The following is a 25,454-nucleotide window of genomic DNA, read 5'->3' on the forward strand; positions in this document are numbered from 1 at the left end:
CGGCACCGGCCCGGCGCTCCTCCCCCGCCGGGCCGCTGCTGCCCTCCGGGCGTTCACCACCACGTCCGGGGGGATTTTCCATGAGCGTTCTGACCTTGCTGCTGCCGCTGGGCGCCGTCGGGTTCGTCTGCGGCGGCTGGGTCGCGCTGAGCATCCGTGGCGCCGCCCGTTCACTGGAGCAGTACGCCGCGCGCAACGCGGAGCTGCGTGCCCACGCCCAGGGCCGCCTGGACCCTCCGGACCGGGTCGCGTCTGCCGTCTTCTTCCGAACCGTGGGCGCCGTCCTGAGCGCCGCGGGCGCGGTCCTGCTGCTCGCGTCCCCGGCCATCGCGACCACGACCTGAGCCGAGCCCCGCTCCGGGCCCGGCACGACCCGGAAACACGTCCCCGGCCGCGCCTTCCGGATCCGGCCTGATCCGAACGACACACCTAGTCCCAGCGGACGCCCGCCGCAGGGCGGACCGCCGCGGCCACCGCGTCGGCCAGGGCGGGGATCTCCGACGGCGTCAGGGTCGAGACGGTGATGCGGACCGCCGGGCCGGTCTCCATGCGGAACCGGGCGCCCGGCGCGACCGCCCATCCCGCGGCCAGCATCCGGGTGACCGTGGCCGTCTCGTCCGCGACGGGGATCCAGGCGTTCATCCCGCTGCGCCCGTACGCCCGTACGCCCCGCTCGGCCAGCGCCGCGACCAGCGCGTCACGCCGCTCCCCGTACGCGCGCGCCACCACCGCCGTGTCCACCGCGCCCGAGCCCCACAGCTCCGCGACGGCGTACTGGAGCAGGCGGCTCACCCAGCCGGGGCCCAGCCGCTGCCGTCCCCGGATCCGGTCCAGCGTGACCTCGTCACCGACGACCACCGCGAGCCGCAGGTCGGGGCCGTACGCCTTGGACGTGGAGCGGATCAGCGCCCAGTGCCGGGTCACCCCGCCCAGCGGGTGCAGCGGCAGGTCCACGATGCCGTGGCCGTGGTCGTCCTCGATGAGCAGCACCTCCGGGTGCGCGGCGAGCAGCTGCCCGAGCTCGGCCGCCCGGGCCGCCCCGACCGCCGCACCCGTGGGGTTCTGCGCCCGGGCGGTGATCACGAGGGCCCGCGCCCCCGCCGCCAGCGCCCGGGCCACCGCCGAGGGGACCGGGCCGTCGTCGTCGACCTCGACCGGCAGGGGCCGCAGCCCCAGCGCCGGGACGAGGTCCAGGACGCTCCCCCACCCGGGGTCCTCCACCGCCACCGCGTCGCCGGGTTTGAGGTGGGCCGCCAGCACCCGTTCGATGCCGTCCAGCGCGCCGGAGGTCAGGGCGAGCGGACCGGTGGCGTGCACCCCGTCCGCTGCCAGGCCCTCGCGGGCGAGCCGCGCCAGTTCGGGCACCACCGGGTCCTGCCCGTACAGGGTGGGCGTCTGCGCGTAACGGCGGGAGGCCGCGGCGAGGGGCCCCTCCAGGGACGGCAGCAGCGCGACGTCCGGGTTGCCGTTGGACAGGTTCCGGGTGCCCGGCGGCACCGCGACCGCGCGCGCCTCCCGCGGCGCGCTCGCCGGACGGGACCGCACCCGGCTGCCGCGCCGCCCGTCCGTCTCGATGACCCCGCGCTCGCGCAGCGTCCGGTACGCCGCGGCCACGGTGTTCGGGTTCACCCCGAGCCGGGCCGCCAGTTCGCGCATCGGCGGCAGCAGGGTGCCGGGCGGGAGCTCTCCCCGGCCCACCCCCGTTTCCACACTGGCAGCGATTTCGGAGGCGCGCCGCCCCTCGATCATGTAATCTCCTAGCACAAAGCCAATTATGCACTAGTGCAATGGAGTGCGCACCATGACCGCCGTCACTGCCGCCACCGCCGCCACCGCCGCCACCGAAGAAGCCGCGTACGAGCCCACCGGACGCACCGTGCCCACCCGCGGGCGGCACAAGGCGCGCTACGACCGCGAGACGGTGCACGCGATCCTGGACGACGCCTACCTCTGCCACCTCGGCTTCGTCCGCGACGGCGCGCCCGTGGTGCTGCCGACCCTGTACGCCAGGGTGGGCGAGAGCCTCTACATCCACGGCTCCACGGGCTCCCGCCCGCTGCGCGGCGCGGCGACCGCCGACCCCGGCCTCCCGGTCTGCGTCACCGTGACCCACGTCGACGGCCTGGTGCTGGCCAAGTCGGCCTTCCACCACTCCATCAACTACCGGTCGGTGGTGGTGCACGGCACCGCGTACGACGTCACCGACGAGGAGGAGCAGCGCCTCGCCCTCGACGCGCTCGTGGACCAGGTGGTGCCGGGCCGCGCCGCCGACTCCCGGCCGGCGAACGCCAAGGAGCTGGCGGCCACGGCCGTCATACGCGTGGACCTGGCCGAAGTCTCGGCGAAGGTCCGCACCGGCGGCCCCAACGACGAGGCCGAGGACCTGGCGCTGCCGTACTGGTCCGGGGTGGTCCCGGTGGCCCGCGGCTACGGCGCCCCGGTTCCGGCCGAGGGGCTTGCCGCGGGCACCGCGACCCCGGACTACCTGGCTGCGCTCTGAAGCGGAGGCACCTGGTCACCCGGCCGGTCGGCCTGCGGACCGGCCGGCTGCCGCTGCCGCCCTTGCTCCGCCGGACGGCGGGCCTCCGCGACGATCAGCGCGAGGACCGCCGTCAGCAGCAGCCCGGTACCGAGCACCACCGGCACGGTCAGCTCCTCGCCCAGCAGCAGCACCGCGATCAGGGCCGCGCTCACCGGCTCGATCAGCATGATCACGGACACCGTGGCGGCCCGTACCGCAGCCGCACCGGTGAAGTAGAGCGCGTACGCCAGCGCGGTCGGCACCACCGCGACGTACGCCATCAGCCAGACCACCCGCCCGAGGTCGGCGGTGTGCGGCAGCAGGCCCTCGGCGAGCGCGAGCGGGAACAGGCAGACCGTTCCCACGCCCGCCGACCACGCCGTGGTCACCAGCGGGTCCCCGGCCCGCCCGCGCTGCCCCGCCCGCCGCGTGCGCAGGGTCATCCCCGCGTACCCGGCGGCCGACAGCAGGGCCCAGCCGACCCCCAGCGGCCGTACCTCGCCGCCCCCTCCGCCACCGCCGCCCAGCACCAGGACCACCAGTCCGGCCAGGGCACCGGCGACGGCGGCGACCCCGCCGCGTCCCAGCCGCTCGCCCATCCCGTAGCGGGCGCCGAGCGCGATCAGCACCGGGCCGGCCCCGAGGGTCACGACCGTGCCGACGGCCAGACCGGTCTCCTGGACGGACCGGAAGTAGGCGGCCTGGAAGACGGTGAAGAACAGTCCGGTCACAACCAGGGACCGGGCGGACGGCGAGGAAGCCGGAAAAGGCGAGGAGGACGTGGAGGGCGTAGAGGGCTTGGAGGAAGTGGAAGCCGGGGCCGCCCGGCGCGGGCGGCGTACGGCGAGGACCGCCAGCAGGACCAGCAGGCCGCCCGCACACCGCCAGAAGGTGAGCGAGAGCGGCCCGAGGCCACTGGCGGTGAAGAGGAGCGAGGCGGCCGCCCCGGCAGTGCCCCAGGCGACTCCGGCGACGACGAGGTACAGCAGACTGCGCCCGGCGGGCGAGGTGTTCGACACGTGGTTCTCCGCGTTCTCCGCGCATGCATGAAGGATGAAAGGGGTGCGTCATCGCTTCGCGGGCAGCACGGGCCGGCCCGGGAGCCCCGGGCCGGATCACCAGCGGCGTCGGCCGCCCGCGACTAGGCGGCGGGCGGCGAAAGCACGGTCGAATACATGGTCGTCACCCTAAGCGGAGGCGGTCTCGCGGTCCAGTTCGCCCGTTTCCGCACCCACGGAACCCGGGTGGCCGGCGGATCCGTCAGCCGATCCGTCGACCGATCCGCGCACCGGTCCGTGAGCCGGTCCGTGAGCCGACGTGTCAGCCGACGTGCCAGCCGGCCCCCCGGCCGCCTCCTGCGGCGGTCGCGAGGACTGCGCGATGAAGGCCCCGCCGAGCACCAGCGCACCGCCCATGACCTGCGGCAGCGAGAGGTGCTCGCCGAGCAGCACCCAGGCGAGCACGGTGGCGACCACGGCCTCCAGGAACGCGACCACACCGGCCACCTGCGGCGACAGCTTTCGGACGGAGACCACGCCGGTCAGGTACGCGAGCACGGTCGCGATCAGCACGACCCAGCCGAGCAGCACCAGCGCCGGCACCTCGGTCCCGCCGATCTCCGCCGGTCCGCCGAGCACCGTCCAGTCGATCTGCCAGGGGCGGGCGATCACGGTCATCACCAGGGTGCCGACGATCAGCCCGTACGCGGCGACGCCGAGCGGGTCCGGGACGTCCTCGGCGTCCGCGCCCTGGTCCGCGAAGATGAAGTAGCACGCCTGGCAGCAGGCGGCGGCCAGGCCGAGGGCGACGCCCAGCGGGTCCAGGCTCAGTCCGGCCCAGATCTCCACCACGCAGGCCAGGCCGGCCACGGCCACCGCGGCACCGACGGCGGCGGCCCGGGTCACGGGCTTCCGCTGGACGAACCGGATGTAGCCCAGGAGCAGCGCCGGGCCCAGGTACTCCAGCAGCAGGGCGACGCCGACCGGGATCCGGGACAGGGAGGCGAAGTAGAAGGCCTGCACACCGGCGACGGCTATCAGCCCGAAGCCCGCGAGCAGCGCGGGCTTGCGGCGTACCAGGTCACGATGGCGCCAGGCGAGCGGCGACAGCACCAGGGCGGCGCCCGCCACCCGCAGCCACACCATGTGCAGCGGGTCGAGACCCGCCTCGATCAGCGGCTTCGCCGCCACTCCCGAGCCGCCGAACGCGGCCGCCGAGACGAGCGCGATGCCCAGCCCGGAGTTCTTGCCTGACGCTTTCATCCGGCCATCATGACACCAGCCGACAGGAGCGTCACGCCGGTGACGCCTGTTGAGACGGGCCCCGGTTTTCTGACATGTCATCAGTATTGAATATTGGGGCCGCCGGGATTACGTTCCGCCACACGAACCGGACGCGTACCCGACGAGAAGGGGTGGTCGCATGGCCGAAGTCAGCGCGGAATCACGCATCGAGGCGTCCGCCGCGAAGGTCTGGTCCCAGCTGACGGACTGGGGCGCGTACGGCCAGTGGAGCATGACCCACACCGGTTTCCCGAAGGGCGGTCCGCAGACCCTGGCGGTGGGGGCCACCTTCGAGGAGAACATGAAGATGATGGGCTTTCCGGCCGAGGTGACCTGGACCATCGAGGAGCTGGAGGCCGAGCGGGTCTTCGCGATCAGGGGCAAGGGACCGATGGGCGTCGTGGTGGGCACCCGGTACACCCTGGTCCCCGACGGGGAGGCGACCACGGTCCGGATCGACGGCGAGTTCACCGGCGCGGCCGTGTCACTGATGGCCGGCAAGCTCAAGGACTCCGCCACCGCGGCGCTGAACGAATCGCTGCGCAAGCTGGCCGGGCTGGTGGCCTGAGCCCCCGGGCACCCACGACACGCCTGCGCGAACGACGGCAGCGCCCCGCGACCTCGGGTCGCGGGGCGCTGCCGTCACGTCCGCCGGCGGTCAGCGCTCGTCGCCGACGGCCAGTGCCCGTCGGCGAGGATCAGTGCCCGTCGGCGAGGATCAGTGCTCGTCGGCGAGGATCAGGTAGAGCTTCTTGCGGGCCTCGTTGATGACCCCGACGGCCTTCTGCCGCTGCTCGGGCGTGCCGGTCTTCCAGACCTGCCCGAACGCCTCCATCAGGCCGAAGCCGGCGGTCCGGACCTCGTTCATGCTCTCCCAGTCGACGCCGCGCCCGGCCTCCTCCCAGGGGGCGGCCGGGCCGGCCTCCGCCTCGGTGCGGCCGGCGTCGGTGAGCGTGAACAGCTTCTTGCCGCCCTCGCTCGCACTGCTGATCAGCCCCTCGTCCTCCAGCAGCTGGAGGGTGGGGTAGACCGAGCCGGGGCTGGGCTTCCACGCCCCGCCGCTGCGCTCGCCGATCTCCTGGATCATCTCGTAGCCGTGCATCGGGCGGTCGGAGAGCAGCGCCAGGATCGACGCGCGTACGTCGCCCCGCCGCGCCCGCCGGTGCGGGCCGCCGCGTCCGCCGCGGCCACCGAAGGGGCCGCCCCCGAATCCGGGGCCGAATCCGGGCCCGAACGGCCCGAAGGCACGCCGGCGCCCTTCGCGCTCTCCCTGACGGTCGGGCCCGCAGTGCCCGAACCCGCCACCACGTCCGTGGTCGTGTCCATGACCGTGATCGTGTCCGTGTTCATGTCCGTGTCCATGTGAACGCATGACCGCGCTCCTTTCGTCATATCCGATTCCGTCATTACAACGAGCATCGCTGTTCGATCGCGATGCGTCAACGATATATCGGGAGTGTTCGGTCGACAAGGCCAGTCATCCCGGATTGGCCTTGGATCACGCCGAGCGGCCCGCCCTACGGTCGTGCCATGCGAATCCGAATCGTCGACGCCTTCACCGAGCGCCCCTTCGGCGGAAACCCCGCCGGCGTCCTGCTGCTGGACGACGTCTTCCCCGCGGACGACTGGCTCCGGCAGGTGGCCGCCGAGGTCAACCTCTCCGAAACCGCGTTCGCCCACCCGCTGCCCCCGGGCGGGGAGGCCGACTGGGCGCTGCGCTGGTTCACCCCCGCCGCCGAGGTCGACATGTGCGGCCACGCCACCCTGGCCACCGCACACGTCCTGGCGGAGGCGGGACTGGCCCGGGGCCCGATCCGGTTCTCGGCCCGCTGCGGCGTGCTCACCACCGAGGCCGCCGCGGACGGCACCGTCACCATGGACTTCCCGACGTCCTCGCTGACCCCGTGGGACCCGCCGGCCGAGATCGCCGCCGCCCTGGGCGACGTGGAGATCCGCTCGGTCCACGACACCTCCGACCACATCGGTGACCTGGTCGTCGAGCTCGCCGACGAACGGACCGTCCACGACCTCCGCCCCGACCACGCGGCCCTGCGCGCCTTCGCGCAGCGCGGGGTGATCGTGACGGCCCCCGCCGAGGACCCCTCCCGCGGCTACGACTTCGTGTCCCGCGGCTTCTTCCCCCTCGTGGGGATCGACGAGGACCCGGTCACCGGGAGCGCCCACACGGCACTCGCCCCCTTCTGGGCCGCCCGCCTCGGGCGCGGCGAGCTGACCGGCCTCCAGGGCGGTGCCCGCCGCGGGCTGGTCAAGGTCACCCTGGCCGGCGACCGCACCCTGCTCACCGGCCGGGCCGTCACCGTGATCGACGGCGAACTGCTGGCGCACCCCCGGTAGCCGCCCCGGCGGCCCGGCAGGACCTCCGGTCCGGGGCCGGTCAGGACCTGCGGATCGGGGCCTGTCAGGACCTGCGGTCCGGCGGGACCTTGCCGGCCGTCCTTCCGGTCCTGCCCGCACCGTCTCCTAACGGCCGGCCGGGGTGGGCAGCCATCCCACCTTGCCGGCGAGCAGCGCGTACCCGCCGAAGGCCACGATGTCGAGCAGCGAATGCGCGACCACCAGCGGGCCCACCCGGCCCCACCGCCGGTAGAGCAGGACGAAGACGGCGCCCATCACCGCGTTCCCGATGAACCCGCCGATGCCCTGGTAGAGGTGGTACGAGCCGCGCATCAGCGAACTGCACAGCAGCGATCCCCGCGGCGACCAGCCCAGCCGGTCCAGCCTGCGCAGCAGGTACGCCAGCACGATGACCTCCTCCACCACCGCGTTCTGCACGGCGGAGAGGAGCAGCACCGGGAACTTCCACCACACGTCCGGCAGCGCCTCCGGCACCACCGTGAGGTTGAAACCGGAGGTCCGTGCCCCCAGGTAGAAGGCCAGCCCGGCACTGCCGATGCCCGCGGCGACCAGCGCGCCCCGCCCCAGGTCCGAGCCGGGGCGGCTGCGGTCGAAGCCGAGGACGCGCAGCCCCCCGGCGCCCTCCCGGGTCAGCAGGTGCGCCACCAGCAGGACCGGGACCAGGGCGGTGGTGATCCCGAACAGCTGCCAGGCCAGGTCCAGCCAGGGCCGGCCGGGGGCGTACGAACCGTTGAGCGTGGCCGCCTGGTCCTTGAGCCCGCCGGGCCGGGTCAGCGAGCCGATGAAGCTGATCAGGGAGGAGACGCTGCTCGCACCCAGAGACAGGGCGAGCACCAGCAGCATCTCGGTGCGCAGCAGGCTGCGCCGCCCGTCCTCGCGCAGCTCCTCCAGCACCGGTTCCGCCCGCACGCCCCGCTCCCGTCCCGTGATCCCGTTCCGATCTCCCCATACTGCCTGGCCGACGGCGGAAGGGGGGACCGGAGGGGCGCGGAAGTCGGAACGGCACGGAAGCCGGGACGGCGCGACGGTCGGGACGGCGCGGAGCCAGGACGGCGCGACCGTCGGGACGGCGCGGGAGCTAGGACGGGTCGGGCAGCCCCACCGGCCAGGTGTGCACGGGATCGCCCTTGTGCATCAGCTCGCTGTAGCGCCGGGTGGTCGCGGCCAGGGCCGCGTCCCGGTCCAGCCCTCCGGCCAGCCCCCGGTGGTAGGTGTCCACCTGCCAGGTGGCGCCGTTCACCCGCCGCCGGCACCGCTCCTCGATGATGCCCAGATAGTGGTCCCGGTCCGCCGGTTCGATGCCCCACGCGTCCAGCCCCGCCGCGGCCATCGGCAGCAGCTCGTCCAGGACCAGCCGGACCGCCGGTACGCTCGCCAGCCCGCCGGACCGGCCCCGCCGGGGCCAGCGCAGCCGGGCGTCGATCCCGTAGCGGCAGGCGGCGTCGAAGTTGGCCTCGGCCTCCGCGAAGGGCAGCCGGCTCCAGACCGGGCTCTTCTCGTCGGCGAGGGTGCGGACGAGCCCGTAGTAGAAGGCCGCGTTGGCGACGACGTCGGTCACGGTCGGACCGGCGGGCAGCACCCGGTTCTCCACCCGCAGGTGCGGCATCCCGTCGGCCACCCCGTACACGGGCCGGTTCCAGCGGTACACCGTGCCGTTGTGCAGGACGAGTTCCTGAAGGCTGGGCACCCCGCCCTCGGCGAGCACCCGCAGCGGCTCCTCCTCGTCGCAGATCGGGAGCAGCGAGGGGAAGTAGCGGACGTTCTCGGCGAACAGCTCGTACACCGAGTCCACCCAGCGCTCGCCGAACCAGGTCCGCGGCCGCACCCCCTGGGCCTGGAGCTCCGGCGGGCGGGTATCGGTGGCCTGCTGGAACAGCGGCGGCCGCGATTCGCGCCACAGCTCCCGGCCGAACAGGAAGGGCGAGTTCGCGCCCACCGCGATCTGCACCGCCGTCACGCACTGGGCGGCGTTCCAGACGTCGGAGAACCGGCCGGGGGTGACCTGGAGGTGCAGCTGCACGGAGGTGCAGGCCGCCTCCGGCACGATGGACCCGGCGGTCCACCTGACCCGTTCCACCCCGTCGATGTCCAGGTGGAAGTCCTCTCCGCGGAGCATCAGGATCTGCTCGTTGAGCAGCGAGTACCGGTCCACCGCGGAGAGGTTCGCGGCCACCAGGTCGGCCTGCGAGATCGTCGGCAGGATGCCGATCATCACCACCCCGGCGTCGACCTCGGCGGCCTGCCGGTGGGCATAGCCGAGCCCGGCACTGAGTTCCTCGGTGAGCTGGTCGAAAACCCTCCCGCCGAGCCGGTGCGGAAGTATGTTGAGCTCCAGGTTGAACATTCCCAGTTCGGTCTGGAAATCCGGACTCGCTATCCGCTCCAGAACCTGGGCGTTCACCATTCTCGGCAGACCGTCGGAACCCGCCAGATTCAATTCGATCTCAAGACCCATGAGATTCCTGGGGCGATCGAACCTCTTCTCGGACAGGAGCTGCTCCAGTCCCTCCAGGCACTCGTGGAGCTTCCTCCGATACCGTTGCCGATCGGACAGGTCGAATCCGCCTGCCACGACCTTCTCCCCCATCGAAGCGTCCCTCCTCGAGCGGTCCCCACCCGGCCACCCGGGCGCGCGCGTTACGGTCGATGATGCCCCGGGGGCGCGATCCCTAACGCGGAGGGGTCGCGACGGCCGGGAGCGTACGCCGGTTCGTCCGGACCGGCGCACCTCCCGCGCCCTGGCACATTCACCCGGCACCTTGCCGGATGCACATTGCCCGCCGGACATGCCGAAGTTCACGCGAACGCAATACCGATGCTTTCCAGCCGAGCACCCTTCCTGTAACCTCCGAGGTCAGCGCGAGTCCTTTGCGCGCTCCCGGCATGAATTCCAGGACAGCGGGACCGGTATGCGCCTTGTCGGCAATTGACGGGACGGCTAGCCGAAACACCGTGTGAACACATGTCGTATAAACTCCGCAGACTGGGCACAGAGTTGGCACGCGGCCATTGCCCCACAACCCCCCTCTGGCCCCAGAATGCGACAGCGCTCTCCGCACGCACCGTTCTTCCCACCGGTCTCCCAAGTGAGAGGCGACCCACATGCCGCTGCATGTCCCACCGGCCCCCGCGCCCGCCCTGCGCAGCGTTCTCGCGGCACTCGGTTCCCCCACCGCCGTCCGCGACGACCACACCCCGGCCCTGCGCACCCTGCAGGGACCGGTGACAGCCGAACTCCCGCTGCCCGTCCACGTCCTGGACCGGGTGATCGCCGGCGACCGGCCTCCCCGAACCCGCCTCGCCGGCTGGCGGTTCCTGATCCGCAGCGGCGACCGCTTCGTGGCGGCGGCGGACACCCGGCTCACCCCGGACGGCTGGGCCTTCTCCCATTTCTTCGAGGGGCCGTACGTCGCGGCCACCGAACGGGCGCTGCGCCAGGCCGAATCCCTGAGCGCGCTGGGCGTCTCCTACCAGCCCCGGCTGCTGTCCGTACCGGAGCTGTACATGCTGACCCTGTGGCTGCACGGGGCGCCCGGCGCCGATCCGGCCGCCGGCCTCCCGGACGCCGCGGACCTGTTGGTGCCACTGGCTCCGGCCCCGCCCGGGATCGCCGCGTACCGGCCGCATCCGTTCGCGGAGCTGCTCCCGGTGATGACGCACCGGCTCACCCCGCCCGCGCTGGCAGGTGAGGCCGCCGCCTGACCCGGTTGCCCCATTCGGCCTAGTCCCCCAGGGCCAGGCCATAACCATCCGAATTGGCAGGGGAGTTGGGCTGAACCGCCCGCACGAGTGATGCGTCATCAATCGCAGAGGACAGCTACCGGGAAATCCCTGCGGAGCCGAGCCCGTGGGGCAACACTGGGATCCTGACCAACCGCGATCGATACGGGGGGCGGCCATGAACAACGCATCGAGCCGCAGCACACAGACGTCACCGCAGCGAAAGAACGCATCCATGTGCCAGCACCAGCCTGCCTGCCCAACAGCCGACTCTGCCGACCGGGAGGCCGCGCGGCCCGTGGCCAACCACCCGGAGCAGGGGTGGAGCCTGCTGTGCAACGGGGTCCTGCTCTTCGAGGACACCGGTGAGCTGCTGCCGGACGGCCAGATCATCGCCCCGCACCGCCCGCTCGCGGCGGCGCACGTGGTGAAGGCCGCCTGACGGCTCCGCACCAGGACGACGCAACGGCCGAGGGGCCGGCCCGGGATCACTCCCGGACCGGCCCCTCGGTCATTCGAAGCCGTTCGCTCAAAGCCGGTCGCTCAAAAGCCGGTCATTCGAAGCCGGTCATTCAGAGGACGTTCACAGGACCTGAAATGGCCTCAGTTGTCGTACTCGTCCAGAGGCGGGCAGGAGCAGACCAGGTTCCGGTCACCGAAGGCACCGTCGATGCGGCGCACCGGCGGCCAGTACTTCTCGGACGCGACGACCCCGCCCGGGAAGACCGCCTCGTCACGGGTGTACGAGTGGTTCCACTCGCCACCCAGCGCGGCCGCCGTGTGCGGGGCGTTGGCGAGCGGGTTGTCCCCGGCCGGCCACACACCGGAGGCGACCTTCTCGATCTCGGCGCGGATCGCGATCATCGCGTCGCAGAACCGGTCGATCTCGGCGAGGTCCTCGGACTCGGTGGGCTCGATCATCAGCGTGCCGGCCACCGGGAAGGACATCGTCGGCGCGTGGAAGCCGTAGTCGATCAGGCGCTTGGCGATGTCGTCCACCGAGACGCCGGTCGACTTCGACAGCGGGCGCAGGTCGATGATGCACTCGTGCGCGACCAGCCCGCCCGGACCGGTGTACAGCACGGGGTAGTGCGGCTCCAGGCGCTTGGCGATGTAGTTCGCGCCGAGCACCGCGACCTGGGTGGCGCGCTTGAGCCCCTCGCCGCCCATCAGGCGGACGTACGACCAGGAGATCGGCAGGATGCCGGCCGAACCCCACGGGGCGGCCGAGATCGGGCCGACGCCGGTCTCCGGACCCGCGGTCGGCTGCAGCGGGTGGTTCGGCAGGTACGGCGCGAGGTGCGCGCGGACACCGACCGGGCCGACGCCCGGACCGCCGCCGCCGTGCGGGATGCAGAAGGTCTTGTGCAGGTTCAGGTGCGAGACGTCGCCGCCGAAGTGACCGGGCTTGGCCAGGCCGACCAGGGCGTTGAGGTTGGCACCGTCCACGTACACCTGGCCGCCGGCCTCGTGGACCAGGGCACAGATGTCCGCAACGTGCTCCTCGAACACGCCGTGGGTGGACGGGTAGGTGATCATCAGCACGGCGAGCTCGTCGCGGTGCTGCTCGATCCTGGCGCGCAGGTCCTCGACGTCGACCTCGCCGTCCTCGGCGGTCTTGACCACGACCACCTTCATGCCGGCCATCACGGCGCTGGCGGCGTTGGTGCCGTGCGCGGAGGACGGGATCAGGCAGACGGTGCGCTGCTCGTCACCGTTGGCGCGGTGGTAGGCGCGGACGGCGAGCAGGCCGGCCAGCTCACCCTGGGAGCCGGCGTTCGGCTGGATCGAGACGGCGTCGTAGCCGGTGACCTCGCAGAGACGTTCCTCCAGCTCGCGGATGAGCGTGGCGTAGCCCTGGGCCTGGTCGATCGGCGCGAAGGGGTGCAGCTGGCCGAACTCGGGCCAGGTCACCGACTCCATCTCGGTGGTCGCGTTGAGCTTCATGGTGCAGGAGCCCAGCGGGATCATGCCGCGGTCCAGCGCGTAGTCCTTGTCCGAGAGCTTGCGCAGGTAGCGCAGCATCGCGGTCTCGGAGTGGTGCTGGTGGAAGACCGGGTGGGTCAGGTACGCGTCCGAGCGCAGCAGGCCCTCGGGCAGCGCGTCGGCGGCGGTGCCGTCGAGCGCCTCGATGTCGGCGGTGACGCCGAAGGCGCCCCAGACTGCCTCGATGTCGGCGCGCAGCGTGGTCTCGTCACAGGAGACGGAGACGCGGTCGGCGTCGACGCGGTACAGGTTGACGCCGGCCTCACGGGCGGCGGCGACGACCTCGTCGGCCTTGCCCGGGACGTGCGCGGTGATCGTGTCGAAGAACGAGCCGTGGACCAGCTCGACCCCGCCGGCGGTGAGGCCGGCCGCGAGCAGGGCGGCGTACCGGTGGGTGCGGCGGGCGATGGTCTTCAGGCCGTCCGGGCCGTGGTAGACGGCGTACATGCCGGCCATGACGGCAAGCAGCACCTGCGCGGTGCAGATGTTGCTGGTGGCCTTCTCGCGGCGGATGTGCTGCTCGCGGGTCTGCAGGGCCAGGCGGTACGCGCGGTTCCCGTCGGCGTCGACGGAGACACCGACCAGGCGGCCGGGCAGCGAGCGGGCGTGCTTGTCCTGGACGGCCATGTAGCCGGCGTGCGGGCCGCCGAAGCCCATCGGGACGCCGAAGCGCTGGGTGGTGCCGACCGCGATGTCCGCGCCCAGGGCGCCCGGGGAGGTCAGCAGGGTCAGGGCCAGCAGGTCGGCGGCGACGGTGACGATCGCGCCGAGCCCGTGGGCCTGGTCGATGACGGCCTTGATCTCGCGGACGGCACCGGAGGCACCCGGGTACTGGAGGACTACGCCGAAGACGCCGCGCTCGGCGATCTCCGCCGGGATGCCGTCCGTCAGGTCGGCGACGACGACCTCGATGCCGAGCGGCTCGGCGCGGGTCTCGATCACGGCGATGGTCTGCGGCAGGGTGTCGGCGTCGACGAGGAAGACCCCGCCCTTGACCTTGCCGACCCGGCGGGCGAGCGTCATCGCCTCGGCGGCGGCGGTGCCCTCGTCGAGGAGGGAGGCGCCGGAGGTGGGCAGACCGGTCAGCTCGGCGACCACGGTCTGGAAGTTGAGCAGCGCCTCCAGACGGCCCTGCGAGATCTCCGGCTGGTACGGCGTGTACGCCGTGTACCAGGCGGGGTTTTCCATCACGTTGCGCAGGATCACGGGCGGGGTGAAGGTCCCGTAGTAGCCGAGACCGATCATCGGACGCAGCACCTGGTTGCTGTCGGCGAGGGTGCGGAGCTCGGCAAGGACCTCGGCCTCGGTACGCGCGGAAGGCAGGTTCAGGGCGCCCGCGCTCTTGATCACATCCGGTACCGCGGCGGCCGTCAGCTCATCGAGGGAGCCGTAGCCGACCTGGGCGAGCATCTTCGCCTGGGCCTCGGCGTCGGGGCCGATGTGGCGCTCTTCGAAGGGGATGCCTCGCTCCAGCTGGGAGAGCGGAATGCGGTTGGCGGTCATGTACGGAGGCCTCCTGGTTGCTGGTCTGCGCGACCTGCGAGGGGTACCACGGCGGGCACCCGGACGGCCTCCCCCTCTGTCATCTCAACCTGAGAGCTTCACCGGCTTCCGGGGGTCGCCCGGGAGGCCGGCTTTCACCGTCGGTGAGGGTGGGTGTCGGCACTGCGGTCCCGACGCACACCCTTCTTTCCAGAGTGGCCTCGTCCATGCGGTACGTCTGCCTGAGAGATTCCGGGGAGGATTTGCTCCTTCGGCGCCTCCGTCCCGGCTCGGTCGGAGGACTCTCCCGCACGGGGTCGACAGCCGTCACCCACCCTACCAGCGCCGTTCCCGGGCGTGCCGTGGCTCCCTCCCGCGGCCCCGAGTGGCCCCCTCCCGGAATATGCCCTTTCGTTGTCCTTACGGAGGAGTTGCGACCATATGGAGGGACCGTGCAGACCGACATCGATCCGCGCAGCCTGATCGGCCGCAAGGCGTTCGACCGCAACGGCGTCAAGATCGGCACCGTCGACGAGGTCTACCTCGACGACGCGACCGGCGTCCCGGAGTGGGCGGCCGTCCGCACGGGCCTGTTCAGCCGGGACGCGTTCGTCCCGCTGGAACCCAGCGAGCTGGTGAACGACACCCTCCGGGTCCCGTTCGAACGGGCCTTGATCAAGGAGGCACCGGACTTCGGGGTCGGCCGTCACCTCTCCCCCGAACAGGAGCTCCAGCTCTACCACCACTACGGCCTGGACGTGTCCCTGCCCGGCGACTTCCGGAACGGCATGGACAAGGACTTCGGCCGGCTGGCGGGCGACGAGGGCTAAGGCCTGTCCGGCGCGAAGAAGGCCGGGCGGGTCCGCCCCGATCCTGGAGCGGCGGCCCGGACACCGGCCCGCACACCCGCGCCGACCCGCCTACGCCGCGTCGCCCGGCTACGCCACGTCGCCCGGCTGCGGCGGCTCGATCAGCGGCAGTGGGTCCGACGGCTCCAGCTCGGGGTCGTCGACCAGGAAGGTGCGCACCCGGCCCGGGGGCGACCAGGGCTGCTCGAAGCGGACCGTGACCCGGCCGATCCCGCTGCCCTGGACCCAGCCGGGTCCGTAGAGGGCGTGCCGCACGTCACTCCCGGCCGGCCAGCGCCGCTCGGCCGGGGACTCGGCCTCCTGAACCGGCTCGGCCGCCACGGGCGCCCCGGAGACCCCGAAGATCCCGGGAACACCGGGAAGACCGAGAAAACCGGGAACCTCGGAAGCCCCGGGCGACCCGGAAGCCCCAGGGGCGCCTCCCGACCCACCCGGCTCCGCCGCCGGCGGCTGCTCAGCCGCCAGTGTCTGGGCGAAGAGGTCCTCCTGGGTGTAGTCCGCGAGCCCGGACACCCCTACGCCGAGCAGCCGCACCCCGCCGGTGGTGTCCACCCCGTCGAGCAGCCGCCCGGCCGCCTCCCGGACCACCGCCGGGTCGTCGGTGGGCCCGCGCAGGGTCTCCGACCGGGTCAGCGTCGAGAAGTCGTACCGGCGCACCTTGAGCACGATGGTGCGGCCGGAGTGGCCGGAGGCCCGGAGGCGCCCCACGCACCGGTCCGCCAGCCGCTGCACCTCGAACCGGATCCGGACCCGGTCGTGCAGGTCCACGTCGAAGGTGTCCTCCACCGAGACCGATTTGGCGTCCCGCTCGGCCACCACCGCCCGGTCGTCCAGCCCCAGCGCCATCCGGTGGAGCGCCACCCCGTGCGAGCGCCCTAGCATCCGCACCAGCTCGTCCTCGCCCGCCTCGGCCAGGTCCCCCACCGTGGTGATCCCGGCCCGGCGCAGGTGTTCCCCGGTCGCGGGCCCCACCCCGGGCAGGGTCCGGACCGGCATCGGCGCGAGCAGCGCCCGCTCCGTACCGGGCTCGATCAGCATCAGCCCGTCGGGTTTGGCCTCCTCGGAGGCCACTTTGGCGAGCATCTTGGACCCGGCCAGGCCCACCGATCCGCTGAGCCCGGTCGCCGCCCGGATCTCCGCCCGCAGCCGCTCGCCGACGGCCCGCGCCGAGGCGGAGTCGAAGGCGACCCCGCCCGCCTCCAGGTCCACGAAGGCCTCGTCCAGGCTGAGCGGCTCCACCAGCGGCGACAGGGCGCGCAGCAGCTCCATGACCCGGTCGCTGACCGACCGGTAGAGGGTGAAGCGGGGGAAGAGGTAGGCGCCGTTGGGGCAGAGCCGCCGAGCCTGGCCCATCGGCATCGCGGAGTGCACCCCGAAGCGCCGCGCCTCGTACGAGGCGGTGGCCACCACCCCGCGCGGCCCGAGCCCGCCCACGATCACCGGCTTTCCGCGCAGGCTGGGCTTCGCCGCCTGCTCGGCAGAGGCGTAGAAGGCGTCCATGTCCAGGTGCAGGATGGTCGGCGCGGCTCTCACACCACCGATGCTGCCTCACCCCACTGACAGCGGGGTCACACGTGTCACACGGCCCGGTTCCGGCGGGCCGCGAGCTCGTCGGCCGGGTTGTGGCCGACCAGGGTCTCCCCCGTGTCCACGCGTTCCCCGTGCAGCTGCGAGAGCGCGTTCTCCACGTCCCGCCAGACCACGCCCACCGCGATGCCGAAGATGCCCTGTCCGCCCTGCAGCAGGTCGACGACCTGGTCCGGGGAGGTGCACTCGTACACGGTGGCGCCGTCGCACATCAGGGTCAGCCGGTCCAGGTCCGCGAAACCCCGCTCGCGCAGGTGCTGCACGGCCGTACGGATGTTCTGCAGCGCGACCCCGGTGTCCAGGAAGCGCTTGACGATCTTCAGGACGACCACGTCACGGAAGCTGTACAGCCGCTGGGTGCCCGAGCCGTACGCCGGGCGCACGCTGGGCTCGACCAGTCCGGTCCGGGCCCAGTAGTCGAGCTGCCGGTACGTGATCCCGGCCGCGGCACACGCCGTCGGCCCGCGGTATCCGATCTGCTCGCGGGTCGGCCCCTCGTCACCGGCCGGCCCGACCGCCGCCACGGCCGCGCATTCCGGCGACCGGCGCGCAGAGCCCACCGCACTCCCGTGCAGCGGGTACGGCCCGCTCTCACCCCGCGCGGGGACGCCCCCGGTCGTACCGTCGCCCGTGACTCTCACGCCGACCCTCCGTCCTTGACCTGCCATCTCGACGGTAGGCAGTCACCAGGGCAGCGTCAACGATCGCCACACTCGGCACGCCGAGTGATAATCACCCTGAGAGTGGTTTCCCGTGCCCTGAATCGGGGAAAGGCTACTCGAATGGGGTGGAACACCCGCCGCCATGGACCGACAGCGGGCGCGTCACTGGTTGCCGGTCCCGAAGTCCTCGGGCGAGATCTGGTCGAGGAACTCGCGGAACTTCTCCACCTCGTCCTCCTGCTCGTCCGGGATCGCGATCCCCGCGTCGTCCAGCACCACGTCACTGCCGTAGATCGGCGTACCCGTGCGCAACGCCAGCGCTATGGCGTCGGACGGCCTCGCAGAGACCTCCACCCCGCTGGCGAAGACCAGCTCCGCATAGAAGACGCCCTCCCGCAGATCCGTGATCCGGACCTCGGTCAGTTCCTCACCGAGCGCGTCCAGCACGTCCTTGAACAGGTCGTGCGTCAGCGGCCGGGCAGGCGCCATGCCCTGCTGGGCGAAGGCGATCGCGGTCGCTTCCCCTGGACCGATCCAGATGGGGAGGTACCGGTCGCCTCCCACTTCACGCAGGAGCACGATCGGTTGGTTGGAGGGCATTTCCACCCGGACACCCACAACGTCGAGCTCGTTCACACAGCAACCCTAGGACCTGCCGTGCGGGTTTGGGTAGTCGGGGCGGCACCCACTCAGTTCAGACGCACTCCGAGGGCCGTCTGCACCAGGGCCTCGTGCAGCCGTACCGACAGTCCGGCGAGCTCTTTCATGGTCGCTTCGGCGTGCGCCCTGGTCTGCGGGTTGCGGTGCCGGCGCAGGGGTGCCACCACCTGCTCCACCAGCCCGGCCTCACGGTCCGCGGCCGCCTTCATGGCCCTCAGGTGCCTCGGTTCCAGCCCGAACCGGCCGAGATCGGCCACCAGCTTGGCCACGACGACCGCCTGGGCCTCGAATCCGCCCTCCGGGGTCTCCGCGAGCAGGCCGTAGGACTCCCATTCGGCGAGCTGGGCCTCGTCCACCTCGGCGGCGGCGAGCAGCTCAGCCCGGCCCACCTTGCCGACCGTGGCCCGCTCGGCGGCCTCACCGGGCCCCTCGGCGTGCCCCGACGGGCCCGGGATCCGTACCGGCTCGCCCGGCGCGCTCCCGTCGAGCTGCTCGCGGATGACCTTGAGCGGGAGGTAGTGGTCACGCTGCAGCCGCAGGATCCGAGCCAGCCGCTCGACGTCGTCGGCACTGAACTTGCGATAGCCGGACGGGGTGCGGCGGGGCTCCACGAGCCCTTCCGCTTCCAGGAAACGGATCTTCGAAATCGTGACTTCGGGGAACTCGTCGCGGAGCGTGGCGAGCACCGTACCGATGCTCACCAGCCGCTCCGCCGAGCCGGCGGCGCCGTTCCCGGCACCGCCCGTCGGTGTACGCAGCATGGACCTTCCCTGGGATGCCCCGGGCGGAAGCCCGGGGGGAATCAGAGTCAGATGCCTCGCTGGCTCACGTAGAACACCAGCCGGTACTTGCCGATCTGCACCTCGTCGCCGCTGTTCAGGGCGACGGATTCGATCGGGTTCCGGTTGACGTACGTGCCGTTGAGGCTGCCGACGTCGGCGACGGTGAAGCCGCCGTCCTGGCTCCTGCGGAACTCGACATGCCGCCGGGAGACGGTGACGTCGTCCAGGAAGATGTCGCTCTGCGGGTGCCGGCCCGCCGTGGTCAGCTCGCCGTCCAGCAGGAAACGGCTGCCCGAGTTGGGACCGCGGCGCACGATGAGCAGCGCGGAGCCCGGCGGGAGCGCCTCCACCGCGGCCTGGGCCTCGGGGGACAGCGAGGGCGACGGGTGCTGCCCGGTCACCTCGGCCTCGTAGGCCTCCAGGCCCGAGATCGAGATGGTGGACGTGGTCTCCGAGGCCCGCTCCGGGGTCAGCCCCGCCCGCAGCGGCGCACCGCAGTTCGAGCAGAAACGGCTGCTCGCCCGGGCCTGGTGACCGCACCGGCCGCACACCTGCTCGGAGGAAGCGGCCGCGCCCGGCTGTCCCACATGGGTGGCGTACGGGTCGGATTCCGGCCCGCCACCCGCACCCGGGGCCGCCGGGTCACCGAAACCTATGCGTGCGGTACCGGCGGGGCCGGCTGCCGACGCGCCGTGGCCTCCGGGAACGTCACCCTGGCCGGCGACCTCGTCCCGGAAGAGGGGCCGGTCGCCCTGCCCATCCCCCTGGCCCCCGCGGTGCTGGGCCGCACCGCTTTCCTCACGCTTCTTCTTGCCGAACAACTTCTCAAACAACTTCACGGGCGATTCCCCTTGACCGAAACAGACCCGCCCGTGGGGCAGGACGAACTCCGAATGACACACCTGCCGACCCGGACATTCTCACAACGTCCGTAACCACCAGACAGTTTCCACCACACAACGCGACTTCCGTGCGTCGACCCCCCGCAGGCTTCCGCCCACGTCGAACCCCGCGCCATCCGTCCCGCCTCATGACGATGACGACCGAGCGTAGTCAGGCTGCTTCACCTGCCGCAAGGCGTCCACAACGATCTTGGGTGAGCGTACGACAGTGGCCGTGGCCTGATCCTTCTCCAGCGTCTGGATGACACCGCCGGGAATGTTCAGTGCCGGTTCCAGATCCTGCGGCTTGCCGATGACCTTGAACTCGTAAGGCTGTGCGATCTTCCTGCCGTCGATGCCGACACCGCCGTCCTCGTCCGAGAAGTACGTGTCAGCCACCACGCGCACCCCGTTGACCTGGATGGCCTCGGCACCGGCGGCCCGCAGCTCCTGGATGGCGTCCAGCAGCATGTCGGACTGCACCAGACCCTGGGAATCGGAGACCTTGAGCGTGATACCCGGACCCTGGGCTGCCACCGTACCCGCCAGGATGCCCAGTTGGCGCTCCTTCTCCACGGTTTGCCTGCGTGCCTCTTCGGCCTGGTTCGAGCTGCTCTCCAGTTCACGGCGCTGCTCGTCCAGCCGCTGCTTCTCGTCCTCCAGGCGCTGGGTCCGGCCGTCGAGCTCGTCGAGGATGCGGACCAGGTCCTCCTGGCGGGCTCCGCGCAGGGCGCTGGACTCGGTGTGGGAGCGCACCTGGATGGCCAGGCCGAGGCCGAGCACGAACAGCAGCAGCGCCACGATCAGTTGGGCCCGGCTGAACTTCGGCGGCCACAGGCCGGCCTTCAGCCGCTGCCGGCCGGTCTCCTCGGGCCCGTCCGTCCCGGAACCCGCCGGGGCCGCGTCCTCCGCCTGCGGTTCCGGTTCCGGTCCGCGCTGCTCCGGCTCGGGCCGCTTCGGCTCGGACCGCTCCGGCTCGTGCCGCTCCGGCTCGTGCCGCTCCGGCTCGTGAGTGCCCTCCGGGGGAATGTCATGCGTACTCATCGGACCGCCCTCACGCCCGGAACACGTGCCTGCGGATGGCCGCGGCGTTGGAGAAGATGCGGATGCCGAGGACGACGACCACACCGGTGGACAGCTGCGCGCCGACGCCCAGCTTGTCGCCGAGGAAGACGATCAGCGCCGCCACCACGACGTTGGACAGGAAGGACACCACGAAGACCTTGTCCACGAAGATGCCGTCCAGCATCGCGCGAAGACCGCCGAACACCGCGTCCAGCGCCGCGACGACGGCGATGGGCAGATAAGGCTCCACGACGGCCGGCACTTCGGGCCGGACCAGAAGCCCGACCACCACTCCGGCCACCAGGCCCAGTACCGCGATCACGATGCACCCTTCTTCGGCTCTGCTGCCTTCGGCTCTGCTGCTGTGGCTGTACGTACGGTCAGGCTCGACGCGGCGGGCAGCCGTACCTCGTCCTCGGCGGACAGGGAGTAGCGGATGCCGTAGTTCTCCTGCAGCACGTGCAGGTACTGGCCGTCGGCGCTGTCCTGGAACGCGGGGCCCAGCTTCCCCTTGTCCCCGACCGCGAGCACCTCGTACGGCGGCACCAGCGGCCGGTTGTCGACCAGTATCGCGTCACCCGCGGCCCGGATCGCCGAGAGCGAGGTCAGCCGCTGCCCGTTGATGGACACCGCCTCGGCGCCCGACTGCCACAGCCCGTTCACGATCCGCTGCATGTCCCGGTCCCGCAGCCGGCCTGTGTCGGAGAAACCCGTGTTCTCGCGCGGCCCGCCGCCCTCCGCCGAGGAACCCTTGGCATCGTCAACGACCAGTTTGATCCCCGGGCCGTGGACTTCCGTGGCGCCGGAGAGCAGGGCCACGAGTTCCGCCTGGTCCCCGCCGTGCTGCTTGAGGGCCGCCCGCTGCCGTGCCGCGACGTCCTCGCGCAGGGTGTCGACGTCCTTCTCCAGGACGTCGGCCTTGCGGTCGGCCCGCTCGACGCGGTGGATCAGCTCCTGGCGCTCCTTGGCCAGCACCGGCGCACTGAGCCGCGTCTCGGCGGCACCCAGTGTGACGATCGCGGCTGCCAGGACCAGACCCGCGGCGAGGGCCAGCTTCGCCTTCAACGTCCGCGGCAGCCCGGCCGCTCCGGCCGCCTCACGCCGGGCCGCGGCTTCCGCGTACCCCTCGTCCAGGCTGTTGTCCATCACGTGCGTCAGCAGCGACATGGAGGCGTCCGGACGCGCGGGCGGCCTGGGGCTCCGGTTCTGGGACGGCTGCGACATGCCGCACATCGTCGCACGTCGGCGGGCCCATCACCGAATGAGGGCGCTCCCGGACCGCTGTCCGGGAGCGCCCTGGCGGGTCAGTGTCCGGCGCCGTCCACCACGCCGGCCCATTCCTCCAGCAGGGCCTGCGCGGACGCGTCGTCCGGCCCCTCCGCCCACAGGTGGGTCACCGCCTCCGCCGGGTCGGGCAGCACCAGGGCCCACCGCCCGTCAGCCTCGACCACCCGCACACCGTCGGTGGTGTCCACGTGCCGGTCCCCGGCCGCTTCGACCACCCGCCGCATGACCAGGCCCTTGACCGCCCACGGCGTCGGCACGTCCCGCTTGAGCACGTGCGCACGCGGTATCCGCGCATCGATCTGGCTCAGCGTGAGCTGGGTCCGCGCGACCAGGCCGATGAGACGGACGAAGGCGGCCGAGCCGTCGAACACGCTGCTGAACTCCGGCACGATGAACCCGCCCCGGCCGTCCCCGCCGAAGATCGTGTCCTCGGCCCGGCCGACCCTGGTCAGGTCGTCCGGCGAGGTCGTCGTCCACTCCACCTGGGTGCCGTGGTACGCCGCGACCTGCTCGGCGATCCGCGTGGTGGTCACCGGCAGCGCCACCCGGCCGCTGCGCCGCTCGGCCGCGACCAGGTCCAGCAGCACCAGCAGTGCCCGGTCGTCCTCGATGATCCGCCCGCGCTCGTCGACCAGCGAGATCCGCTCGCCCACCGGGTCGAAGCGCACGCCGAAAGCGGCCCGCGCCGAGGCGACGATCTCGCCGAGCCGCACCAGCCCGGACCGCCGCGACTCCGCCGTCTCCGTGGGCCGCGTCTCGTCCAGACCCGGGTTGATGGTGAGCGCGTCCACCCCGAGCCGGCCGAGCAGGCTCGGCAGCACCAGGCCGGCGCTTCCGTTGGTGGCGTCCACGACCACCTTCAGCCCGGACTCGGCGATCCCGGTGGTGTCGACCCGCCGCAGCAGCGACCCCGTGTACGAGTCGAAGACGCTGGACGGGAACTGCAGGTCGCCGATCTCACCGGGGAACGCCCGCCGGTACTCCTGGCGCGCGTACACCCGGTCCAGCTTGCGCTGCTGGGCCTGGGAGAGGTCGGCCCCGCGCTCGTCGAGGAACATGATGTCCACGGAGTCCGGCACACCGGGCGAGGTCCGGATCATGATGCCGCCGGCGCTGCCCCGCGCGGTCTGCTGCCGGGCCACCGGCAGCGGTACGTTCTCCAGGTCCCGTACGTCGATGGCGCTGGCCTGCAGCGCGGAGATCACGGCCCGTTTCAGCGCCCGCGCACCGCGGGAGTGGTCACGGGCGGTGGTGACGGTCGAGCCCTTCTTCAGGGTGGTGGCGTACGCGCCGGCGAGCCGGACCGCGAGCTCGGGGGTGATCTCCACGTTCAGGATCCCGGTCACGCCGCGCGCGCCGAAGAGGTGCGCCTGGCCGCGGGACTCCCAGATGACCGAGGTGTTGACGAAGGCGCCGGCCTCGATCGTCTTGAACGGGTAGACCCGCACGTTGCCCTGCACGATCGATTCCTCACCGACCAGGCACTCGTCGCCGATGACCGCGCCGTCCTCGATCCGCGCGGCCCGCATGATGTCGGTGTTCTTGCCGATGACGCAGCCGCGCAGGTTGCTGTGCTGGCCGATGTACACGTTGTCGTGGACGACGGCCCTGTGCAGGAAGGCCCCGCTCTTGACGACCACGTTCGACCCGACGACCGTGTGCTCGCGGATCTCTGCCCCGGCCTCGATCTTGGCGTAGTCCCCGATGTAGAGGGGTCCGCGCAGCACGGCGTCCGGGTGCACCTCGGCGCCTTCGGCGACCCACACTCCGGGTGAGATCTCAAAGCCGTCCATCTCGACCTGGACCTTGCCCTCGAGCACGTCGGCCTGCGCCTTGACGTAGCTCTCGTGGGTGCCGACGTCCTCCCAGTAGCCCTCGGCGACGTAGCCGTAGATGGGCCGGCCTTCCTTCATCAGCTGGGGGAAGACGTCGCCCGACCAGTCCACCGGGACGTCCGGGTCCACGTAGTCGAAGACCTCGGGTTCCATGACGTAGATGCCGGTGTTGACGGTGTCCGAGAACACCTGGCCCCAGGTGGGCTTCTCCAGGAAGCGCTCCACCTTGCCTTCCTCGTCCACGATGGTGATGCCGAATTCCAGCGGGTTCGGCACCCGGGTCAGGCACACCGTGACGAGTGCGCCCTTCTCCTTGTGGAAGTTGATGAGGTCGGTGAGGTCGAAGTCGGTGAGCGCGTCACCTGAAATGACGACGAAGGCATCGTCCTTCAAGGCCGCCTCGGCGTTCTTCACGCTGCCGGCGGTGCCGAGTGGCTTCTCCTCGTTGGCATAGGTGAGCTCCATGCCGAGCTCTTCGCCGTCACCGAAGTAGTTCCGCACCAAGGATGCGAGGAACTGCACGGTGACCACGGTCTCGCTGAGCCCGTGCCGCTTCAGCAGCCTGAGCACGTGCTCCATGATCGGCCGGTTCGCCACCGGCAGGAGCGGCTTGGGCATGCTTGAGGTCATGGGGCGAAGGCGCGTGCCCTCGCCTCCGGCCATCACGACGGCCTTCATGTCGGATTACTCCTCCTCGGCTCAATCGGCCACAGCGTCCGCCTTCACGAGCCGACGAACCTGGACCACGTAAAGGATCCCTGCCCACCAGTAGAGGGTTGTACCCCATCCAGCGAACGCCCATCCGAAAACAGACGCAAGCCAGGCCAACCATCCCGTGCCGTCACTGAGGAGGAGCAACGGGAAGGCGTACATGAGGTTGAAGGTCGCGGCCTTGCCGAGGAAGTTGACCTGGGGCGGCGGATAGCCGTGCCGGCGCAGGATGAGCACCATGACCGCGAGCATGACCTCACGGGCGAGCAGGGCCAGAGTGAGCCACAGCGGGAGAATTTCGCGCCACGTCAGACCGAAGAGCGTGGTGAGGATGTACAGGCGGTCCGCGGCCGGGTCCAACAGCCGTCCGAGACTGCTGATCTGGTTCCACCGCCGGGCGAGCTTCCCGTCGAGGTAGTCGCTCACACCGCTCAACATGAGCACGAGCAGCGCCCAACCGTCGTACTCCGCAAGGATCAGCCAGAGGAACAGGGGTACGCCGGCGAGCCTCGCCATGCTCAGGATGTTGGGAATGGTGAAAATTCGGTCGGTCTGAACCCGAGTCTCCTGGACCTCCACCCGGGGGCCTCCACTGTCACTGTTGAACGTGCGAACGATGCTTCTCGACCCTACAGGAGAACACATGTACCCAGAACGCAAGAAAGCCCCGGACCATAAGGTCCGGGGCTTCCCGCAATGATTGTTCGGCGGCGTCCTACTCTCCCACAGGGTCCCCCCTGCAGTACCA

Annotated in this window: 24 protein-coding genes and 1 riboswitch; of the genes, 7 read left to right on the forward strand and 17 right to left on the reverse strand. The window is 71.6% G+C overall.

Annotated features, from left to right (window positions below):
- Positions 1-80 precede the first annotated feature (80 nt).
- Complete coding sequence (locus tag AB0O36_RS19645) at positions 81-344, forward strand: hypothetical protein (protein ID WP_365111756.1); 264 nt, start codon at positions 81-83, stop codon at positions 342-344.
- A gap of 85 nt (positions 345-429) precedes the next feature.
- On the opposite strand, the gene AB0O36_RS19650 is transcribed toward AB0O36_RS19645, so the two are convergent.
- Complete coding sequence (locus tag AB0O36_RS19650; protein WP_365111759.1) at positions 430-1,764, reverse strand: aminotransferase class I/II-fold pyridoxal phosphate-dependent enzyme; 1,335 nt, start codon at positions 1,762-1,764, stop codon at positions 430-432.
- 37 nt (positions 1,765-1,801) lie between these two features.
- Between AB0O36_RS19650 and AB0O36_RS19655 the strand changes: the two genes are divergently transcribed.
- Positions 1,802-2,500 carry a pyridoxamine 5'-phosphate oxidase family protein gene (locus tag AB0O36_RS19655; protein WP_365111762.1) on the forward strand — a complete coding sequence of 233 codons (699 nt, stop codon included), beginning with the start codon at positions 1,802-1,804 and terminating at the stop codon, positions 2,498-2,500.
- On the opposite strand, the gene AB0O36_RS19660 is transcribed toward AB0O36_RS19655, so the two are convergent.
- Both AB0O36_RS19660 and AB0O36_RS19665 read right to left on the reverse strand, forming a co-directional pair.
- Complete coding sequence (locus AB0O36_RS19660) at positions 2,482-3,540, reverse strand: DMT family transporter (RefSeq protein WP_365111765.1); 1,059 nt, start codon at positions 3,538-3,540, stop codon at positions 2,482-2,484. The genes AB0O36_RS19655 and AB0O36_RS19660 overlap by 19 nt on opposite strands.
- 168 nt (positions 3,541-3,708) lie before the next feature.
- Positions 3,709-4,782: an EamA family transporter gene (locus tag AB0O36_RS19665; protein WP_365111768.1), complete on the reverse strand. Its 1,074-nt coding sequence runs from the start codon at positions 4,780-4,782 to the stop codon at positions 3,709-3,711.
- A gap of 160 nt (positions 4,783-4,942) precedes the next feature.
- Here AB0O36_RS19665 and AB0O36_RS19670 point away from each other — a divergent pair, with 160 nt between their 5' ends.
- Positions 4,943-5,371, forward strand: coding sequence for an SRPBCC family protein (locus tag AB0O36_RS19670; RefSeq protein ID WP_365111771.1), 429 nt, complete (start codon positions 4,943-4,945; stop codon positions 5,369-5,371).
- A 150-nt stretch (positions 5,372-5,521) separates the two neighbouring features.
- On the opposite strand, the gene AB0O36_RS19675 is transcribed toward AB0O36_RS19670, so the two are convergent.
- Positions 5,522-6,175 carry a PadR family transcriptional regulator gene (locus AB0O36_RS19675; RefSeq protein ID WP_365111774.1) on the reverse strand — a complete coding sequence of 218 codons (654 nt, stop codon included), beginning with the start codon at positions 6,173-6,175 and terminating at the stop codon, positions 5,522-5,524.
- Between the two features lie 158 nt (positions 6,176-6,333).
- On the opposite strand from AB0O36_RS19675, the gene AB0O36_RS19680 reads away from it, so the two are divergent.
- Positions 6,334-7,158, forward strand: a complete 825-nt coding sequence (locus AB0O36_RS19680; RefSeq protein ID WP_365111777.1) for a PhzF family phenazine biosynthesis protein — start codon at positions 6,334-6,336, stop codon at positions 7,156-7,158.
- 126 nt (positions 7,159-7,284) lie between these two features.
- Here AB0O36_RS19680 and AB0O36_RS19685 read toward each other — a convergent pair whose 3' ends face one another.
- Complete coding sequence (locus tag AB0O36_RS19685; RefSeq protein WP_365111833.1) at positions 7,285-8,022, reverse strand: CPBP family intramembrane glutamic endopeptidase; 738 nt, start codon at positions 8,020-8,022, stop codon at positions 7,285-7,287.
- A 235-nt stretch (positions 8,023-8,257) separates the two neighbouring features.
- A complete protein-coding gene (locus AB0O36_RS19690; protein WP_365111780.1) occupies positions 8,258-9,766 on the reverse strand; it encodes a glutamate-cysteine ligase family protein in 1,509 nt (502 codons plus the stop codon).
- Between the two features lie 515 nt (positions 9,767-10,281).
- Between AB0O36_RS19690 and AB0O36_RS19695 the strand changes: the two genes are divergently transcribed.
- Together AB0O36_RS19695 and AB0O36_RS19700 are read left to right on the forward strand one after the other, a co-directional pair.
- Entirely contained in the window at positions 10,282-10,881 is a 600-nt protein-coding gene (locus AB0O36_RS19695) for a hypothetical protein (protein ID WP_365111783.1), read from the forward strand.
- A 253-nt stretch (positions 10,882-11,134) separates the two neighbouring features.
- On the forward strand, positions 11,135-11,341 hold the full coding sequence (locus AB0O36_RS19700) for a DUF5999 family protein (protein WP_365111786.1): 207 nt from the start codon (positions 11,135-11,137) through the stop codon (positions 11,339-11,341).
- A 161-nt stretch (positions 11,342-11,502) separates the two neighbouring features.
- Here AB0O36_RS19700 and gcvP read toward each other — a convergent pair whose 3' ends face one another.
- Positions 11,503-14,388 (reverse strand): aminomethyl-transferring glycine dehydrogenase, encoded by a 2,886-nt coding sequence (gene gcvP, locus AB0O36_RS19705; RefSeq protein ID WP_365111789.1) that lies wholly within the window; start codon positions 14,386-14,388, stop codon positions 11,503-11,505.
- A gap of 199 nt (positions 14,389-14,587) precedes the next feature.
- A riboswitch (glycine riboswitch) is annotated at positions 14,588-14,687 on the reverse strand.
- A 132-nt stretch (positions 14,688-14,819) separates the two neighbouring features.
- Between gcvP and AB0O36_RS19710 the strand changes: the two genes are divergently transcribed.
- A complete protein-coding gene (locus tag AB0O36_RS19710) occupies positions 14,820-15,197 on the forward strand; it encodes a PRC-barrel domain-containing protein (RefSeq protein ID WP_365111792.1) in 378 nt (125 codons plus the stop codon).
- A gap of 108 nt (positions 15,198-15,305) precedes the next feature.
- Here AB0O36_RS19710 and AB0O36_RS19715 read toward each other — a convergent pair whose 3' ends face one another.
- The 10 genes from AB0O36_RS19715 to AB0O36_RS19760 all read right to left on the reverse strand — a co-directional run bounded on the left by AB0O36_RS19715 (position 15,306) and on the right by AB0O36_RS19760 (position 25,285).
- Positions 15,306-16,769, reverse strand: coding sequence for a DNA polymerase IV (locus AB0O36_RS19715; RefSeq protein ID WP_365111795.1), 1,464 nt, complete (start codon positions 16,767-16,769; stop codon positions 15,306-15,308).
- 44 nt (positions 16,770-16,813) lie between these two features.
- Complete coding sequence (locus AB0O36_RS19720) at positions 16,814-17,464, reverse strand: MerR family transcriptional regulator (RefSeq protein ID WP_365111797.1); 651 nt, start codon at positions 17,462-17,464, stop codon at positions 16,814-16,816.
- 183 nt (positions 17,465-17,647) lie between these two features.
- Complete coding sequence (locus AB0O36_RS19725; RefSeq protein ID WP_365111800.1) at positions 17,648-18,121, reverse strand: bifunctional nuclease family protein; 474 nt, start codon at positions 18,119-18,121, stop codon at positions 17,648-17,650.
- 53 nt (positions 18,122-18,174) lie between these two features.
- The gene (locus AB0O36_RS19730) at positions 18,175-18,906 is read right to left on the reverse strand and encodes a MerR family transcriptional regulator (protein WP_365111802.1); all 732 of its coding nucleotides are present in this window, start codon (positions 18,904-18,906) and stop codon (positions 18,175-18,177) included.
- Between the two features lie 47 nt (positions 18,907-18,953).
- Positions 18,954-19,766, reverse strand: coding sequence for an FHA domain-containing protein (locus AB0O36_RS19735; RefSeq protein ID WP_365111805.1), 813 nt, complete (start codon positions 19,764-19,766; stop codon positions 18,954-18,956).
- 189 nt (positions 19,767-19,955) lie between these two features.
- The gene (locus AB0O36_RS19740; protein WP_365111808.1) at positions 19,956-20,852 is read right to left on the reverse strand and encodes a DUF881 domain-containing protein; all 897 of its coding nucleotides are present in this window, start codon (positions 20,850-20,852) and stop codon (positions 19,956-19,958) included.
- Positions 20,853-20,862: 10 nt separating this feature from the next.
- A complete protein-coding gene (locus AB0O36_RS19745) occupies positions 20,863-21,195 on the reverse strand; it encodes a small basic family protein (protein ID WP_281207173.1) in 333 nt (110 codons plus the stop codon).
- Positions 21,192-22,106 carry a DUF881 domain-containing protein gene (locus tag AB0O36_RS19750; RefSeq protein WP_365111811.1) on the reverse strand — a complete coding sequence of 305 codons (915 nt, stop codon included), beginning with the start codon at positions 22,104-22,106 and terminating at the stop codon, positions 21,192-21,194. Before AB0O36_RS19750 ends, AB0O36_RS19745 begins: the two co-directional genes overlap by 4 nt.
- Positions 22,107-22,177: 71 nt before the next feature.
- A complete protein-coding gene (locus AB0O36_RS19755) occupies positions 22,178-24,673 on the reverse strand; it encodes a mannose-1-phosphate guanyltransferase (protein ID WP_365111814.1) in 2,496 nt (831 codons plus the stop codon).
- Between the two features lie 21 nt (positions 24,674-24,694).
- A complete protein-coding gene (locus tag AB0O36_RS19760; protein WP_365111816.1) occupies positions 24,695-25,285 on the reverse strand; it encodes a CDP-alcohol phosphatidyltransferase family protein in 591 nt (196 codons plus the stop codon).
- Positions 25,286-25,454: the final 169 nt, after the last annotated feature.

The organism is Streptomyces sp. NPDC089799, assembly GCF_040684755.1.
GTDB lineage: Bacteria > Actinomycetota > Actinomycetes > Streptomycetales > Streptomycetaceae > Streptomyces.